Annotated in this window: 18 protein-coding genes; 11 read left to right on the top strand and 7 right to left on the bottom strand. The window is 64.2% G+C overall.

The window, feature by feature from the left end; genetic code table 11:
* Positions 1 to 32 precede the first annotated feature (32 nt).
* Both P6U31_RS11550 and P6U31_RS11545 read right to left on the bottom strand, forming a co-directional pair.
* On the bottom strand, positions 33 to 497 hold the full coding sequence (locus P6U31_RS11550; protein ID WP_407188436.1) for a group III truncated hemoglobin: 465 nt from the start codon (positions 495 to 497) through the stop codon (positions 33 to 35).
* 133 nt (positions 498 to 630) lie between these two features.
* Positions 631 to 1,482, bottom strand: a complete 852-nt coding sequence (locus P6U31_RS11545; RefSeq protein WP_407188435.1) for a 3-hydroxybutyryl-CoA dehydrogenase — start codon at positions 1,480 to 1,482, stop codon at positions 631 to 633.
* A 301-nt stretch (positions 1,483 to 1,783) separates the two neighbouring features.
* Between P6U31_RS11545 and P6U31_RS11540 the strand changes: the two genes are divergently transcribed.
* From P6U31_RS11540 to P6U31_RS11515, 6 genes are all read left to right on the top strand, one after another.
* On the top strand, positions 1,784 to 2,392 hold the full coding sequence (locus P6U31_RS11540; protein WP_407188433.1) for a substrate-binding domain-containing protein: 609 nt from the start codon (positions 1,784 to 1,786) through the stop codon (positions 2,390 to 2,392).
* Between the two features lie 90 nt (positions 2,393 to 2,482).
* Positions 2,483 to 2,830: an ArsR/SmtB family transcription factor gene (locus tag P6U31_RS11535; protein WP_407188432.1), complete on the top strand. Its 348-nt coding sequence runs from the start codon at positions 2,483 to 2,485 to the stop codon at positions 2,828 to 2,830.
* An 11-nt stretch (positions 2,831 to 2,841) separates the two neighbouring features.
* Positions 2,842 to 3,015 carry a hypothetical protein gene (locus P6U31_RS11530; RefSeq protein WP_407188431.1) on the top strand — a complete coding sequence of 58 codons (174 nt, stop codon included), beginning with the start codon at positions 2,842 to 2,844 and terminating at the stop codon, positions 3,013 to 3,015.
* Positions 3,016 to 3,032: 17 nt separating this feature from the next.
* Positions 3,033 to 3,443 carry an arsenate reductase (glutaredoxin) gene (gene arsC / locus P6U31_RS11525; protein ID WP_407188430.1) on the top strand — a complete coding sequence of 137 codons (411 nt, stop codon included), beginning with the start codon at positions 3,033 to 3,035 and terminating at the stop codon, positions 3,441 to 3,443.
* A complete protein-coding gene (locus P6U31_RS11520; RefSeq protein WP_407188429.1) occupies positions 3,443 to 4,141 on the top strand; it encodes an MIP/aquaporin family protein in 699 nt (232 codons plus the stop codon). Before arsC ends, P6U31_RS11520 begins: the two co-directional genes overlap by 1 nt.
* Positions 4,142 to 4,306: 165 nt before the next feature.
* Positions 4,307 to 5,005 carry an ABC transporter permease gene (locus P6U31_RS11515; RefSeq protein ID WP_407188427.1) on the top strand — a complete coding sequence of 233 codons (699 nt, stop codon included), beginning with the start codon at positions 4,307 to 4,309 and terminating at the stop codon, positions 5,003 to 5,005.
* On the opposite strand, the gene P6U31_RS11510 is transcribed toward P6U31_RS11515, so the two are convergent.
* Positions 4,979 to 5,788 (bottom strand): extracellular solute-binding protein, encoded by an 810-nt coding sequence (locus P6U31_RS11510; RefSeq protein WP_407188426.1) that lies wholly within the window; start codon positions 5,786 to 5,788, stop codon positions 4,979 to 4,981. The genes P6U31_RS11515 and P6U31_RS11510 overlap by 27 nt on opposite strands.
* A 168-nt stretch (positions 5,789 to 5,956) precedes the next feature.
* On the opposite strand from P6U31_RS11510, the gene P6U31_RS11505 reads away from it, so the two are divergent.
* The 5 genes from P6U31_RS11505 (at position 5,957) to P6U31_RS11485 (ending at position 11,470) form a co-directional block, all read left to right on the top strand.
* Complete coding sequence (locus P6U31_RS11505; protein ID WP_407188424.1) at positions 5,957 to 6,229, top strand: hypothetical protein; 273 nt, start codon at positions 5,957 to 5,959, stop codon at positions 6,227 to 6,229.
* A gap of 288 nt (positions 6,230 to 6,517) precedes the next feature.
* On the top strand, positions 6,518 to 7,777 hold the full coding sequence (locus P6U31_RS11500) for a hypothetical protein (protein ID WP_407188422.1): 1,260 nt from the start codon (positions 6,518 to 6,520) through the stop codon (positions 7,775 to 7,777).
* Positions 7,778 to 7,840: 63 nt separating this feature from the next.
* Positions 7,841 to 8,122, top strand: a complete 282-nt coding sequence (locus P6U31_RS11495; RefSeq protein WP_407188421.1) for a Plug domain-containing protein — start codon at positions 7,841 to 7,843, stop codon at positions 8,120 to 8,122.
* 164 nt (positions 8,123 to 8,286) lie between these two features.
* Positions 8,287 to 9,171 carry a BJP family subclass B3 metallo-beta-lactamase gene (gene blaBJP, locus P6U31_RS11490; RefSeq protein ID WP_407188420.1) on the top strand — a complete coding sequence of 295 codons (885 nt, stop codon included), beginning with the start codon at positions 8,287 to 8,289 and terminating at the stop codon, positions 9,169 to 9,171.
* Between the two features lie 289 nt (positions 9,172 to 9,460).
* Positions 9,461 to 11,470, top strand: a complete 2,010-nt coding sequence (locus P6U31_RS11485) for a putative bifunctional diguanylate cyclase/phosphodiesterase (RefSeq protein WP_407188418.1) — start codon at positions 9,461 to 9,463, stop codon at positions 11,468 to 11,470.
* A gap of 101 nt (positions 11,471 to 11,571) precedes the next feature.
* Here P6U31_RS11485 and P6U31_RS11480 read toward each other — a convergent pair whose 3' ends face one another.
* Genes P6U31_RS11480 through P6U31_RS11465 form a run of 4 tightly spaced genes read right to left on the bottom strand, consistent with a single transcriptional unit; the run spans position 11,572 to position 14,906 of the window.
* Positions 11,572 to 12,291 (bottom strand): ABC transporter ATP-binding protein, encoded by a 720-nt coding sequence (locus tag P6U31_RS11480; protein ID WP_407188417.1) that lies wholly within the window; start codon positions 12,289 to 12,291, stop codon positions 11,572 to 11,574.
* On the bottom strand, positions 12,284 to 13,039 hold the full coding sequence (locus P6U31_RS11475; protein ID WP_407188416.1) for an ABC transporter ATP-binding protein: 756 nt from the start codon (positions 13,037 to 13,039) through the stop codon (positions 12,284 to 12,286). The genes P6U31_RS11480 and P6U31_RS11475 overlap by 8 nt, the downstream gene beginning before the upstream one ends.
* Positions 13,036 to 14,034 (bottom strand): branched-chain amino acid ABC transporter permease, encoded by a 999-nt coding sequence (locus P6U31_RS11470; protein ID WP_407188415.1) that lies wholly within the window; start codon positions 14,032 to 14,034, stop codon positions 13,036 to 13,038. The genes P6U31_RS11475 and P6U31_RS11470 overlap by 4 nt, the downstream gene beginning before the upstream one ends.
* Entirely contained in the window at positions 14,031 to 14,906 is an 876-nt protein-coding gene (locus P6U31_RS11465) for a branched-chain amino acid ABC transporter permease (protein WP_407188414.1), read from the bottom strand. Before P6U31_RS11465 ends, P6U31_RS11470 begins: the two co-directional genes overlap by 4 nt.
* Positions 14,907 to 14,916: the final 10 nt, after the last annotated feature.

Below are 14,916 nucleotides of genomic sequence, written 5' to 3'. Positions count from 1 at the left end.
ATACTTTGCGAGCGACGGGCCGTCGGCCGTTCTCAGGACCTGAGCACATGGCGCGGCGCGGCGATAGAACCGGCAACGGTCGCCGACGCCATTTCGAAACTATCGGCAATACGGCGCGCCTTGTCGATGAACAGGCTAGCTGCCGGCGGTGGGCAGACCTCGCGCGCGGTCTGCTCGAACAGGTCGAGCCAGCGGTCGAAATGATCACCCACCAGGCTCAGCGGCAGATGTGCCCGCATCGGCGAGCCGTGATAGCGGCCGCTCATCAGCACGACCGAAGACCAGAAATCCCTAAGCTTGGCGAGATGCTCGTCCCAGTTCTGCACGATCCCGAACACCGGTCCCAGCTTTGCGTCTTCGCGTACCCGTCCGTAGAAGCGGGTCACGAGTTCCCCGATCATCTCCTCGGTGATCCCGGTCCGCTCGATCGCATCCTGAGTCAATAGGTTCCGCCGTGCGGCCGCCGCCTCGCGCTCGGCCTTCAGTCGATCCGACATATCCTCTGTGTCCGTTCCGTTATGCCCGCGGGCCGTTCAACATTGTCGGGCCAATTGCGCGCGGCGTCTTTGTCGCAGCGCAAAGTGCGGGATCCGGCGGCGGACGTCGTAAGCCCGCCGCCAACCGCCGTGATCAGGCGCTATAGGTGTAAAAGCCCTGCCCGCTCTTGCGACCGAGATGGCCGGCATCGACCATCTCTTTCAGCAGCGGTGCTGGCCGATATTTAGGATCGTTGAAGCCCTTGTAAAAGACCTCCATCACCGAAAGCATGGTGTCGAGCCCGACGAGATCGGCCAGAGCCAGCGGCCCGATCGGATGGTTGCAACCGAGCTTCATGCCGGCGTCGATCTCTTCCGCCGTCGCAATCCCTTCCTGAAGCGCAAAAATCGCCTCGTTGATCATCGGGCACAGGATGCGGTTGACGGCAAAACCCGGGCTGTTCTTGGCAGTGATTGCCACCTTGCCGACGCGCTGGGCGAAATCGAGCGCCTTGGCGTGGGTATCGTCCGAGGTCTGCAAGCCGCGGATCAGTTCCAGCAGCGCCATCACCGGAACCGGATTGAAGAAGTGCATGCCGATGAAGCGGTCGGGCCGGTCGGTCGCGGCGGCGAGCTTGGTGATCGAGATCGACGACGTGTTGGTTGCGACCAGCGTGCGCGGCGACAGGGTGGCGCAGAGGTCCTTCAGGATCTTGACCTTGAGCTCCTCATTCTCGGTCGCGGCCTCGATGACCAGGTCGCAGTCCGACAGCTTCGCCCGGTCGGTGGTGCCGGTGATGCGCTTGAGCGTCGCCTCGCGATCGGCCGCCGACATCTTCTCCTTCTTGACCAGGCGGTCGAGGCTGCCGCCGACGGTCGAAAGCCCGCGGTTCACGGCCGCATCGGAAATATCGACCATCACGACCGAGAGCCCGGCCGCCGCACAGACTTGCGCGATGCCGTTTCCCATGGTCCCTGCCCCGATGATGCCAACGGTCTGGATCATTGCCTCATATCCTTCTCATCCTAGCGGGCGCGCCAGCACGGCACGGCCCCGTTATTCCCAGTACCAGGGTCTAGCACCGCCGCCGGGCGGCTGCGACCTGATCCGCCCTCTCCTTAAAGCATCCATGGCGGGAATAAAGCCGCCGGCGGCCGCGAAAGGGCACGATTTGGCCTTCCGGCCCGCGGTTTACCCCGAATTTGCCCCTGCCCTTGCCCGTCGCAGGCGGAGGGACGGCTCGGCCTAGCACGCTTCGGGCAATCCTCGATCTACATCAATCGGACGACGCGGCGCCGCTGACGGTGTGCTGTGGTTGACGCCCAATGGCCGGCGCTCCGGCACGACGTTCAACTGGTCGAACTACCTTGCGAAGGTGAGCCCGCAATGGAAGGCGAGCGTGGGTGAAGGCACCCCGGTCGAGTGGCCGCTCGGCCTCGGCGGCAGGGGCAATGACGGCGTCGCCTCGCTTGTCGGCCTTGTTCCTGGTGCGATCGGCTATCTCGAACACACCTACGCGCTGCAGCGGCTCGACCGGATTTCCTTCGGAATCGTGCAGAACAGCGCCGGCAATTACGTCGTGCCCGACGCCGCGTCCTTCCAGGCCGCAGCCGCCAGCGCGGACTGGAAAGCGGAGAAGGACTTTCATCTTTTGCTCACCAACGCGCCCGGTGAAGATGCCTATCCGATCACGGCGACGACCTTCGTGCTGATGCCGAAGACGCCAAAATATCCGGAGCGCTCCGCAGCCGCCGTAGACTTCGTCCGCCGGGTGCTGGACGACTGCAGGTCCCAGGCCGAGACGCTCAACTACGTCCCGCTCCCGCCCGCCCTGATCGACCAGATCGAACGCTATCGGCAGCAGAGCATCGCCGCCGCCCACGCGATTTCGGCATCGGCTGCCGTCAAACGCTGAACCTCGAAGGCCGGCCGCAATGTCGAGATGGGGTCCACCGCACCTCGATCTCGGTTGACAACCGTCGATTATTTCAATACTCGTTGAAATATGGAAAAGACGGACGCCGTCGCAGCGCTCGCCGCGCTCGCGCAGGACAATCGCCTCGACATCTTCCGCCTGCTGGTGCAGGCCGGTCCCGGCGGGCTCACTGCCGGCGCTGTGGCTGAGGCGCTGGGTCTTGCCCCCAACACGCTGACCTTCCACTTCGACCGGTTGCGGATGGCCGGGCTCGCGACCGTGCGGCGCGAGGGGCGTTCGATGATCTATGCGGGGCGATTCGAGACCATGAACGCGCTCGTCGGCTTCCTGACCGACAACTGTTGCGGCGGGGTGTCATGCGCTCCGACAAAGCTGTCGAAACCAGCGCGAAAGCGCGGCAATGTGCCTGCAGCCTGAAAGGACAGACCATGAAGCGCCTGCACGTTCACCTGTCCGCCGAGGACCTCCCCCGTTTCATCGGCGCTGATTACGGCGACGGCACTGGCGAGAACCAGGCGCGGGTTGCTCACGAGAAGCCGGAGCAGCACTCGGCCCGCCGTGCGCCGCAGGTGGCGCCGGCGACCCCGCGAGCCTGCTGCTGAACAAGGGAGCATCCGCAATGGACGCGATCATCTACCACAATCCCGACTGCGGCACGTCGCGCAACACGCTTGCCATGATCCGCCATGCCGGTATCGAGCCGCACGTGATCGAATATCTGAAGACGCCGCCGTCGCGGACCCTGCTGCGGCAGCTCATCGCGCGTATGGGAATTTCCGTGCGCGAGGCCGTGCGCGAAAAGGCGGCCCCCTATGCGGAGCTCGGGCTCGGCAACGCGGCGTTGACCGACGATCAGTTGTTCGACGCGATGATGGCGCATCCGATTTTGATCAACAGGCCGATCGTGGTGACGCCGAAAGGCGTCAGACTCTGCCGCCCCTCCGAACTGGTGCTGGATTTGTTGCCACCGCAACGGGGCGAATTTGTCAAGGAAGACGGCGAGCGCGTGCGGCTGGATCGCGACGCCTGATGCAGAGCCTTGCACAGCGCGCCTTCGCCGAGTGGCTCGGGACGGCATTCCTGCTCGCGGCCGTGGTCGGCTCCGGGATCATGGCGCAGCGACTTTCCGGTGGAAACGTCGCACTGGCACTGTTGTGCAATACGATCGCCACCGGCGCCATCCTCGTGGTGCTGATCCTGACCTTCGGCCCGCTATCGGGTGCCCACTTCAATCCGGCCGTGACGCTGGCATTCGCCTTGCGCGGCGAAGTGCCATGGACGGACGCCGCGATCTACTGCATCGCCCAGATCACCGGCGCGATTGCCGGTGTCGGGGTCGCACACCTGATGTTCGAGCTTCCTGTGCTCCAATTTTCTCTCACAGAGCGAACCGGGGCCGGACAATGGTTGGCCGAAGCCATGGCCACCTTCGGCCTGCTATCGACGATCTTCGGCGTCGGACATCGCACCATCACTGCTATTCCTTATGCCGTCGGCCTCTACATCACGTCGGCATACTGGTTCACCTCGTCCACATCGTTCGCCAACCCCGCAGTCACCATCGCCCGTTCGCTGTCCGATACATTCGCGGGTATTGCCCCACAAGGCATAGCGGCTTTCATTGCCGCCCAATTGGTCGGGGCGGCTCTCGCCGTCCTGCTCGCGCGATGGCTTTGGGCCTGCGAAAGGCGGGGCCCTTCTCGGATCTCGTCAGAAGAGCCTGCGTGACGCGGCGCCAACAGCTTTTTTGATCGAATCGCGTTTTCAAACCGTCGCTCCCGGGTATTCTGTGGCCGTCAACACGACTTGCAGGAACCAATCCGTGAGGCGATTTCGAACGGCCGATATCGACGATCAGGAGCCATCCGGCCCGGCGCAACAGCGTCAGGCCGGATGAACGACTTCGCACGATCCATTGGCGCTGCGTTGTCGCTGATCGGCGAAGCCGACGCCGAACTGCTCGGCATCGTCGCGTTGTCGGTTCGCGTCAGCCTGACCGCGAGCATCATTGCCCTGCTGATCGGCGCGCCGATCGGGGCCTTGCTCGCGATCACCCGTTTCGGCGGCCGCCAGGTGATCATCGTGCTGACCAATGCGCTGCTCGGCCTTCCGCCGGTCGTGGTCGGGCTCGCGCTCTATCTCCTGCTGTCGCGGTCCGGCCCGCTCGGAGCTGCCGGACTGTTGTTCACGCCGGCCGCCATGGTGATTGCGCAGACGCTGCTTGCCACCCCGATCGTGGTGGCGCTGGTGCACCGGCCCGCGAGCCTGCTATGGGCGGAATATGGCGATCTGGCGCGGATCGACGGACTGTCGGCCTTCCGCAGCATGGCGCTTCTGTTCGCCCTCGGCCGGACCTCGCTGCTGACGGCCTTTCTCGCCGCGTTCGGACGCGCCATCGCCGAGGTCGGCGCCATCATCATCGTCGGCGGCAACATCCGCGGCTTCACACGCACGATGACGACCGCGATCGCGCTGGAGACCAGCAAGGGCGACCTGCCACTGGCCCTCGGGCTCGGGCTGATCCTGCTCGCGCTCAGCGTGGCGGTGTCGACCGTCGCCTTCCTGCTAGTGGGACGCGTTGGGGAAAAATAGCTGCTCGCCGCCGACCTTGTACCCGGCGATCGCCTCCTGTCCCTTCGGCGAGATCAGCCAGTCGATGAAGGCTTGCCCATCCCTGGCCTTCACGTTCGGGTGCTTTTCAGGATTGACCAGCATGACGCCGTACTGGTTGAACAGCCGCTTATCCCCTTCCGTCAGGATGGCGAGCTCGCCGCGGTTCTTGAACGACAGCCAGGTGCCGCGATCCGACAGCAGATAGGCGTTCGACGACGAGGCCATGTTCAGCGCCGGGCCCATGCCCTGGCCGATTTCCCGATACCAGCCGTCCTTTGCCGCGCCGATGTCGACGCCTGCTTCCTTCCAAAGCCGGAGCTCGGCCGCATGCGTGCCGGACTTGTCGCCGCGCGAAATGAACGGCGCCTTGGCGGCCGCGATCTTGCGCAATGCATCCGTGACGTCCTTGCCGCCGGTGATCTTCGCGGGATCGCTCTTCGGGCCGATGATGACGAAATCGTTGTACATGACGTCGAAGCGCTTCACACCCTGCCCTTCCGACATGAACTTGTCTTCGGCAGCCCTGTCATGGACGAACACCACGTCGGCATCGCCGCGCCGCCCGATATCCAGCGCCTGGCCGGTCCCGACGGCAACGACCTTCACGTTGATGCCCTGCTCCTTTGCAAACAGCGGCAGCAAATGGCCAAACAGGCCGGATTGTTCCGTCGAGGTGGTGGAGGCCACGGTGATGGCGCGATCCTGCGCGAACGCCATCGTGGACCAGAGCAGAAGCGCTCCGATAGCGACTAGTCTTTTCATTCCTCGTCCTTGCACCAGATGGCGGGTGCTCCAAACTACCCGGAGCGGCTGACGCAGGGAACCCCACCTTCGGTGCATGTCTCTCTCGACCATCCTTGCGACGCGCGTCGATTGGGAACGTCCTTTCCGCGCGCAAGTTGTCGACGGTGAACCCACGAGGAGAACGAGATGAAGAAGCTCATCTTGGCGTCGGCATGCATCATGGCGCTGGCGACCGGTGGCGCCTTCGCGCAGACGCAAGCCGCCCCGGACGCCTCGGGTCAGGGCGGCGTCGGCCCCTCGTCGCGCGGACCCGCGACCAAGGGCATGACGACCGGGCGTTCGTCGAACATGCAAAACGATGCCAGCGACAGCAAGGGTGCACAGTCGCCATCCGCCGGCAGTAGCAACACCAACAATATGGGCAGCCAGGCCGGCGGCAGTGCGGGCTCTGGCAAATAATCGACTTCGAAGGAAAGGTATCAGTCTCGGCACACCGCACTGTGGACGCGGTCACAGCCGACGAGCGGTCACGCTGCTGCTTCACGACGAGACAGCCTGTCGGCGACGGCTGCGCTACATTCAGTCACCACCCACGCGCGCGGAATTGTGGATGTTCTGCAATTGATCTCCCCTACGTTGACAGAGGTGTGACGAGCGGGGCAGTTTTTCACATTGCTGGCGAATCAGCGATTGCCTCACGCCCGAGTACCTCTTGGACAACTCCTAGTGCTTTCGAGACTGATATCGTTGCTGCGCCGCATCCCCGCCGTGAGATGGGCTTTCAACCGGCTTCGGCCTGCGCCGGATAGCGGCAGCATTGATGTCACGCCGATCGCCGCGGACGTATCGCCTGTCATCACCGAAGACATTACGGCAAAAGACATCGCAGCCGAAACCATCGCGGAAGCCGCCTCGGCTGACGACACCGTGACCAGCATGGTTTCGACGCACGACGAGGCCGAGGTCGCGGCTCCTTCTGCTCAGGATGGTGCCGCAATCTCCATTATCCCGGAGAGTCCGCCGGCCGCGCCAACCGACGCCAGCGCCGGCGACGATTCCTCCCGCGAGACGCCGTCCGACATCGAGCCGGTCATCGAGCCGGAGGCTTTGGTCCTGGCCGTCGAGATCGAAACCGCGACGGAAGATGCTCCCGAGCCCGCCATCAGCAACGATCCTGCTGTGGAAATTGCGGCGACGGTCGAGTCCGTCGACGCGGAGCCGATTGCGATCGATGCCGTCAGCGAACCGGTCGAAGCCGCCGAACCTGTCGTCAGCACCGATTCAATCCCGGTCGAGGCCGAGGCTGACGTCCTGGCAGAGACATCGGCGTCGCCCCTCGACGTCGAGAGTGCTCCCGTTGACGCTCCTGCCCTCGTCACGGACGACGATCGGTCGCCTGACGCTATCATGGACGTTGAGCCGACCGTAGACGAGCAGTGCGTCGTATCTGCTGACGCCGAAGCGCTGGCAGAGCCTGCTCCTGAGAATCACCTCGATAGCGCTCCCTCGCTTGGCGATGCCGTGACCATTGAGCCGGCTGCTGCGGATCTTGCTGTGCCCGTCGTCGCGCAGCAGGGTTCCACCGAGACGGCCAGCGTCGACACCGACATCGAGCCCGTTCCGGTTCTCGTCTCTCCATCTCCGCAACGGCGCAGCACGCCGAAAGCACGCGCGAGAGCCGCCGAACCTGCCGATCGCTCCGCGCTGATTCGGCAGCGCTGGGCGGAAAGCGGGATCAGGATGTGGAATCCTCGGCTTCACGGCACCGGCGAAGCCACGCTGAACATCCAGGGCAGTATCGGGCTGCTCCCGCCCGCGCCCGGCGACACGATGCCGCGCTACGACAAGCTGGAATTCAAGATGCTCGGCGGACAGATCGTCTGTGAGGGCGTCATTGTCGAGGCTCCACTACAGGCGAGCCATCGCAGCTTCACGCGGCTCGCCGAGCCCGGAAAACTCGAGCGGGTCCACGAGCCGGCCCGGGAACGCCAAGCCGCTCTCGCCTGATCCTTTCTCCTGCGACCGCCGCCGCGATGTGCTAGGCTGATATGCCGACATGGGAGATCGCATATGCGCGCAAGCCCGTTGCTTCTGGTCGCGATCGCTACCTTCTGCGCCTCGCAACCGGCCGATGCTGCCGGCAAACGGCCACGTCTTGACGTCGCGACCGTCGGCGCCACCGGTCCAGCCGCATCCTACAAGGCCGACCGCCTCTCCTCCTCTCGCGGAGAGTCGATTCTCAACACGGCGGGCCAGACCACCGTGCTGACGCGACAGGTGCTCGACGACATGAACGCGACCAGCCTCAGAGACGCCATGCGCTCGACCGCCGGCCTGACCATCGGGCGTTAAGCGCCCGGCCGGCTTTTGGCCGATAGGGCGCTATCCCCGCACGGCAGATGGATTTTCCTCACACGAAGCAGTTGCCGGCAGCGCCGGCCGCAACGTAACCTGCGCGCGGTCGCGCCGCGACATCCGCATGATCAAAACGACAACAACACGATGGGAGGCAAACCATGAGAACAATTACGGCCGCATTGTGCGCACTGTCACTGCTGGCGACGGGCGCGCAAGCGCAGACCATCAAGGGTTTCCTGGCGACGGTCATGCAGAAGTGGACGGCGCCGTTCGAGCCGTTCCAGCTCATCGGCAACATCTACTATGTCGGGACCGAGGGGATCGCCGTCTACGTCATCAAGACATCGCAGGGCCTGATCCTGATGGACACCGCGATGCCTCAGTCGACCGGCATGATCAAGGACAACATCGCCAAGCTCGGCTTCAAGGTCGCTGACATCAAGATCGTCCTCAACTCGCACGCGCATCTCGATCACACCGGCGGCTTTGCCGAGATCAAGAAGGAAACCGGCGCGCAGCTCATGGCTGGCGAGCGCGACAAGCCGCTGCTCGAAGGCGGCTACTATCCCGGCGACGAGAAAAACGAGAACCTCGCCTTCCCACCGGTAAAGGTTGACCGCACGGTGAAGGAAGGCGACAAGGTGACGCTCGGCGACACCACGCTGACTGCGCATGCGACGCCCGGCCACTCGCCGGGTTGCACCAGCTGGGAGATGACCGTCAAGGACGGCGAGCAGAGCCGCGAGGTGCTGTTCTTCTGCAGCGGCACGGTCGCGCTGAACAGGCTTGTCGGTCAGCCGACCTATGCCGGCATCGTCGAAGACTACCGCGCGACCTACGCCAAGGTGAAGGCGATGAAGATCGACGTGCTGCTCGGCCCCCATCCGGAGGTCTACGGCATGCAGGCCAAGCGCGCGCAGATGAAGGACGGCGCGCCGAATCCATTCGTCAAGCCGGACGAGCTTGCGACCTACGTGACCGGCCTGTCGCAGGAGTTCGACAAGCAACTCGCCAAGCAGACCGCGGCACTCGAAAAGAAGTAGCGGTCATCGGATGCAACCTTTCACCTCATCCCGTCGAGAAGAGGTGCGGCAAGACGTCGGGCCTGAGCGCATAGTTAGCGGACCCTAGCGGTCCTCGCAGGACTTTGCTGCCCTACAAGCCTGCTGATGCGGTTCTTATCGTTAACGCGGCCTCACCAATGCACGTGACGGGTGGCGATGTACCCGCCTGCAACCCGCACTGCCCGTCAGCAAGGGATCGATCTAACGCGCCCTTTACCCCCGCCGTGCAGGATCACCCCCGTTTCAAGGGATCCGGGCTCGTATTTCAATGCCATTTGCCGATTTGAAGTCTCATCTCGCCGCTGCGATGCGGCTGTTTCGCGTTCCGGCCGACAATCCGGATTTGATGCGCGCGCAGTTCGATGCCTTTTCCAAGCAGGTCCCGCTGCTCTACTTCATCCTCATGAGCAACACGATCGCGGTGGCCTACACCTTTGTGAACGTGGCGCCGGACTGGCTGACGATGATCGTGCCGAGCGTGCTCACCGTGCTCGCCGGCTTGCGCACCTATTGGTGGCTGCGCCAGCGCCACCTCGTGCGCAGCGACGCCGACATCCTGCGCAATCTGCGCGCCACAAACTGGTTGACCCTGCCGATCGGCGCAGGCTTCACCGCCTGGTCCTTCGCGCTCTACCCCTATGGCGATCCCTTCGCCAAGAGCCAGGTCGCCTTCTACATGGCGGTCACCGTGATCGGCTGCATCTTTTCGCTGATGCATCTCCGCTCGGCGGCGTTGATCGCGACCCTGATCGTCGACGTGCCCTATGTGCTGTTCTTCTTCGCCACGGGCGAACCGACGCTGAAGGCGATCGCCGTCAACAACCTCCTGGTGTCCGGTGCGATGGTGACGGTGCTGTTCATCTATTACCGCGACTTCTCCGATCTCGTCGCCAGCCGCAAGTCGCTGCTCGCGCAGCAGGCGGCGACACAGGCGCTTTCGGACGAGAACTTTCGCCTGGCCAATCTCGATTCCCTCACTGAGCTGCCGAACCGGCGCCGCTTCTTCGCCGAGCTGTCGAGCGCCTTCGCCGACGCCGAGCGCAGGCACGTTCGCGTCGCGGTCGGCATCATCGACCTCGACGGCTTCAAGCCGGTCAACGACAATTACGGCCATTCGGTCGGCGACCGCGTCCTGATCGAGGCCGGCCGGCGCATCCGTGAGGTTTGCGAGGGCTTCGGCCCGCAGCGCGTGGAGTTCGCCCGACTCGGCGGCGACGAGTTCGGCCTCGTCGTGTGCGGCGATCCCGAGGATTCGGATCTGATGCGGCTCGGCGAACGCATCAGTAGTCAGGTCAAGCTGCCGTATCAACTCGACACCGCCCATACCGGACTGTCCTGCTCGAGCGGCTTCGCATTGTTCCCGGACTCCGCGACGACGTCCGAAGCGCTCTATGAATGTGCCGACTATTCGCTTTACCACGCCAAGCGCCATCTGCGCGGCCGCACCGTGATCTTCTCGAGCGAGCTCGAGGCCGAGATCCGCAGCCGCGGCGTCATCGAGAACCTGTTGCGCACCTCCGATTTCGGCACGGAGATGGGGCTGGTGTTCCAGCCAATCGTTGACGCGATGAGCGAGCACACCGCGGGTTTCGAGACACTGGCGCGCTGGCACAGCCCCCGTCTCGGCTGGGTCTCTCCTGCCGACTTCATTCCCGCCGCCGAGCGCATCGGCCTAATCCGCCCCCTGACGCAGGCACTGCTGGCACGTGCGCTGGCGACGGCCAGAACCTGGCCCGACGGCATCCGCCTGTCATTCAACCTTTCCGCTCACGACGTCTGTGCCGCCGAAGGCATCCTGCCGCTGATCTCGATCATCGAGAAAAGCGGTCTTTCGCCACGCCGAATCGACTTCGAGATTACCGAGACCGCAGTCACCTTCGATTTCGTGCGCGCGCAGCAGTCGATAGCAACGCTGAAGGCGATGGGCTGCGGCATATCGCTGGACGATTTCGGCACCGGCTATTCGTCGTTGAGCCACGTGCATCGGCTGCCGCTCGACAAGATCAAGGTCGACCGCAGCTTCGTCGCCGATATCAACGAGAATCCGGTGAGCCACAAAATCGTCAAATCGCTCGCGGGCCTCTGCGACGACATGGAGATCGCCTGCGTGGTCGAGGGCGTCGAGACCCGCGCCCAGCTCGACAGCCTGCGCCGGCTCGGCTGCGATTTCATCCAGGGTTATTATTTCGCCAAGCCCATGCCGGCCGATGCGATCGCCGACTATCTGGCGAACGAACGCCAGCGCCTCGACGGCAGCGGAGCCAAGGTCGTGGCATAAGCGGGATGAGATTTAGATGGATCGTCATCGCGCTTTAGCTCTTATTTGCGCATGATCTTTCCGGAAAACCGCTTCGCGCTTTCGCGGATCATGCCTTAGCGTCAGACCGCGCAGTAGCGCTCCTGGATGTCCTTGTCCGCAAGCAGCGCGGCGGCGGTGCTCTGGTGCACGACCTCGCCCTGGTCGATGATTACCGCACGATCCGCCAGCCGCAGCGCCCATTCGACGTTCTGCTCGACCAGCAGCAGCGTCTTGCCCTCGTCGCGCAGACGGCGGAACAGCACGCCCATCTCCTCGACGAGAACAGGCATGATGCCTTCCGAGGGCTCATCCAGCAGAATCATTTTGGGCCTTGCAATCAGCGCTCGCGCGATCGCCAGCATCTGCTGCTCGCCGCCCGACAGCGTGACGCCTTCTTGGTCGAGGCGCTCCTTCAGGCGCGGAAACGTCTCGGCGATCTCGTCGATCGCCGCCCGCTCCTCGATGTCGCCGCCGGCCGCGACGAGGCCGAGCCGCAAATTTTCGCGCACAGACAGGCCAGGCACGATGCGGCGCTCCTCGGGCACATAGGCAAGGCCAAGGTGGAAGCGCTGATGGGCCCGCAACGGCAGGAGATCCCTGCCCGCGGAGCGCACGCGGCCGGTCGCCTTCGGCATCAGGCCCATCATCGCCCGCAAGGTCGTGGTCTTGCCGGCACCATTGCGACCGACCAAGGCGACCACCTCGCCCTCATTCACATGCAGCGAGATGCCATGCAGGATATGGCTTGCGCCATACCAGGCATGAAGATTCTCGATTTCGAGCAATGCGGTCTCAGCCATAGCCTTCACTCTGTCCGAGATAGACGCGGCGGACCTCCGGATTGCTCCTGATCTCGTCGGGCGCGCCGTCCGCGAGCAGCCGGCCGTGATGCAGCACCACGACGCGCTTCGAGAGGCCCAGCACCATCTTCATCTTGTGCTCGACCAGAAGCACGGTGCGCTTGTCGGCGAGCCGTTCCAGCAGCGCGACCATGTCCTTGGTCTCTTCCGGGCCCATGCCTGCGGTCGGCTCGTCGAGCAGCAGCAATTCCGGCTCGGACACCAGCGCGATCGCGATCTCCAGCGCACGCTGCTGGCCGTGCGAAAGGAATTTTGCGAGCTCGGCACGCTTGCCGAGCAGCCCGACCGCTTCCAGCGCCGCATCGACACGCGCATTCAGCTCGGACAGGCGGGCGCGGCTTCGCCAGATATCGTAGCTCACGGTCAGCGCCTGAGCCGCGACGCGGACGTTCTCGTGCACCGACAGGTTCGGAAAGATGTTGGTGATCTGGTAGGAGCGCGAGATACCCTGATGCACGAAGCGATGCTGCGGCAGGCCATTCAGCTCGCGCCCCCTGAAATGCAGCTTGCCGGACGTCGGCGTCAGCGCGCCCGAGAGGATGTTGAAGAATGTGCTCTTGCCGGCGCCGTTCGGCCCGATAATGGACGTGAGCTGTCCGGCGGCAAAGGACACGGTAATGCCTTCGAGCGCGACGAAGCCGCCGAAGCGCTTGCCGATCCCTTCGGCGCGAAGCAGTTCGCCGCTCATGGCCGCGCCTTTCCGATGCCGAAGCCATCCAGCAGCGTGCCCCAGATGCCCTTGGGCAGGAACAGCACGAACAGGACGAAGATCGCGCCGACGAAGATCTGCCAGTGCGGCGTCCAGAGCGAGATGACATCCTCCAGGATCAGGAAACTGGCCGCGCCGACGAAGGGGCCGAAGAAGCTGCGGGCACCGCCGAGCAGCACCATCATCACGATCATGCCCGAGGTCTGATAGTGCAGGATGTCGAGCGGCACGATCGACAGATGCAGCGCCAGCATGCAGCCACCGAGCGAGGAGATCGCCCCCGACAGCATGAACACGACCAGCTTGCTGCGTTCGACGTCGTAGCCGCAGGCCCGTGCCCGCTGCTCGTTCTCCCGGATTGCCTCGATGACCGCGCCGAACGGCGAATTCAGGATACGTGACTGGAACCACATCGCCAGCGCCGCGAAGACCATCAGCACGTAGTATTTGTTGACGGGGTCGAGGAAATTGACCTGGAGGCCGAACAGGCTGACGCGGTCGACGGTGAAGCCGCGCAGGCCGTTCTCGCCGCCGGTGATGGACGCCGCCTGCAGCGCGACGTAGTAGACCAGCTGCGCCAAAGCGAGCGTCACCATGGAGAAATAGATGCCACGGGTGCGGGTCGAGATGACCCCGATCAGAGCCGCAAGGCAGGTGCTGAGCAACACGGCGAGGGCGACGGCGGCAAACCACGGCACGCCATAGCGGCCGATCGCAATGCCGGTGAAGTAGGCCCCCGCACCGAAGAACGCCGCCTGGCCGAACGACAATAGCCCCGTGTAGCCGAACAACAGATTGTAGCCCATCACCACGACGCCGTAGATCAGGACGTTGACCGCCAGCGCCTTGGACGGCAGCAGCCAGGGCAATATGGCCAGCACGGCGACGGACAGCAGCACGCGGTGGTCGAGAACTCGGCCGAGCCCGCCTGGCACAGGCTTGGCGAGAGCCTCGCCGCTTGATGGTCCCGTCACGCCGTCCTCCCTCTCACGCCGAACAGGCCTTGCGGGCGGATCAGCAGCACGACTGCCATCAGCGCGAACATCACGATGGTCGCCATTTCAGGAGCGAACAGCGCCACCATGCTGATGGAAATGCCGACCATCAGGCCGGCGACAACCGCGCCGACGATCGAGCCGAGGCCGCCGATCACGGTGACGACGAAGGCTTCGGCCAGAACCAGCGAGCCCATCTCCGGATTGACGCTGCGCATTGGCCCGGCGAGCACGCCGCCCAGTGCGGCGAGCCCGACCCCGAGCCCGAAGATCGCAAGCCAGACCCGGCCGATGTCAACCCCGAGCACCTGCATGATGGTGGGATCGCGCGCCCCCGCACGCACGATCAGGCCGACGCGGGTCTTCTCCAGCGTCAGCCAGAGGACCAGCAGCGCCACCGCTACCAGCACGATCACGAACAGGCGGTAGCGCGGGAAGAAGCCGATGCCGAGATCGAGCACGCCGATCAGCTGCGGCGGGGTCGGAAATGGAATACCATCGCTGCCGAAGACGATGCGCACGCCCTCGACCAGGATGTAGCTGAGGCCGAAGGTGAGCAGCAGCGGATCGTCGATCGAGCGTCCATAGAGCCGGCGGATCAGGACGAACTCGATCAGCATGCCGAAGGCGCCGATCAGGATGGGAGCAAGCAGCAATCCCCACCAGAAGCTTCCGGTGAGCGATGCCAGATACAGCCCCGCATAGGCCCCGATCATGAACAGCGCGCCGTGGGCGAAATTGACCACCCCGAGCATGCCGAACACGATCGTCAATCCAAGCGCAGTGATCACCAGGACCGCGCCAAGCGCGATCCCGGAGAGAAGCTGCATGATGATCAGCGACAGATCCATCGGCCAGGCT

The organism is Bradyrhizobium centrosematis, from assembly GCF_045571495.1.
In the GTDB taxonomy this organism is placed as follows: domain Bacteria; phylum Pseudomonadota; class Alphaproteobacteria; order Rhizobiales; family Xanthobacteraceae; genus Bradyrhizobium; species Bradyrhizobium centrosematis.
This window is presented reverse-complemented; position numbering and strand designations above follow the sequence as displayed.

What these genes read in the sequence shown, in the direction of transcription:
- P6U31_RS11550 (WP_407188436.1), bottom strand. Translation starts at nt 497, where the DNA reads ATGTCGGATCGACTGAAGGCCGAGCGCGAGGCGGCGGCCGCACGGCGG.
- P6U31_RS11545 (WP_407188435.1), bottom strand. Translation starts at nt 1,482, where the DNA reads ATGATCCAGACCGTTGGCATCATCGGGGCAGGGACCATGGGAAACGGC.
- P6U31_RS11535 (WP_407188432.1), top strand. Translation starts at nt 2,483, where the DNA reads ATGGAAAAGACGGACGCCGTCGCAGCGCTCGCCGCGCTCGCGCAGGAC.
- P6U31_RS11530 (WP_407188431.1), top strand. Translation starts at nt 2,842, where the DNA reads ATGAAGCGCCTGCACGTTCACCTGTCCGCCGAGGACCTCCCCCGTTTC.
- arsC (WP_407188430.1), top strand. Translation starts at nt 3,033, where the DNA reads ATGGACGCGATCATCTACCACAATCCCGACTGCGGCACGTCGCGCAAC.
- P6U31_RS11520 (WP_407188429.1), top strand. Translation starts at nt 3,443, where the DNA reads ATGCAGAGCCTTGCACAGCGCGCCTTCGCCGAGTGGCTCGGGACGGCA.
- P6U31_RS11515 (WP_407188427.1), top strand. Translation starts at nt 4,307, where the DNA reads ATGAACGACTTCGCACGATCCATTGGCGCTGCGTTGTCGCTGATCGGC.
- P6U31_RS11510 (WP_407188426.1), bottom strand. Translation starts at nt 5,788, where the DNA reads ATGAAAAGACTAGTCGCTATCGGAGCGCTTCTGCTCTGGTCCACGATG.
- P6U31_RS11505 (WP_407188424.1), top strand. Translation starts at nt 5,957, where the DNA reads ATGAAGAAGCTCATCTTGGCGTCGGCATGCATCATGGCGCTGGCGACC.
- P6U31_RS11495 (WP_407188421.1), top strand. Translation starts at nt 7,841, where the DNA reads ATGCGCGCAAGCCCGTTGCTTCTGGTCGCGATCGCTACCTTCTGCGCC.
- blaBJP (WP_407188420.1), top strand. Translation starts at nt 8,287, where the DNA reads ATGAGAACAATTACGGCCGCATTGTGCGCACTGTCACTGCTGGCGACG.
- P6U31_RS11485 (WP_407188418.1), top strand. Translation starts at nt 9,461, where the DNA reads ATGCCATTTGCCGATTTGAAGTCTCATCTCGCCGCTGCGATGCGGCTG.
- P6U31_RS11480 (WP_407188417.1), bottom strand. Translation starts at nt 12,291, where the DNA reads ATGGCTGAGACCGCATTGCTCGAAATCGAGAATCTTCATGCCTGGTAT.
- P6U31_RS11475 (WP_407188416.1), bottom strand. Translation starts at nt 13,039, where the DNA reads ATGAGCGGCGAACTGCTTCGCGCCGAAGGGATCGGCAAGCGCTTCGGC.
- P6U31_RS11465 (WP_407188414.1), bottom strand. Translation starts at nt 14,906, where the DNA reads ATGGATCTGTCGCTGATCATCATGCAGCTTCTCTCCGGGATCGCGCTT.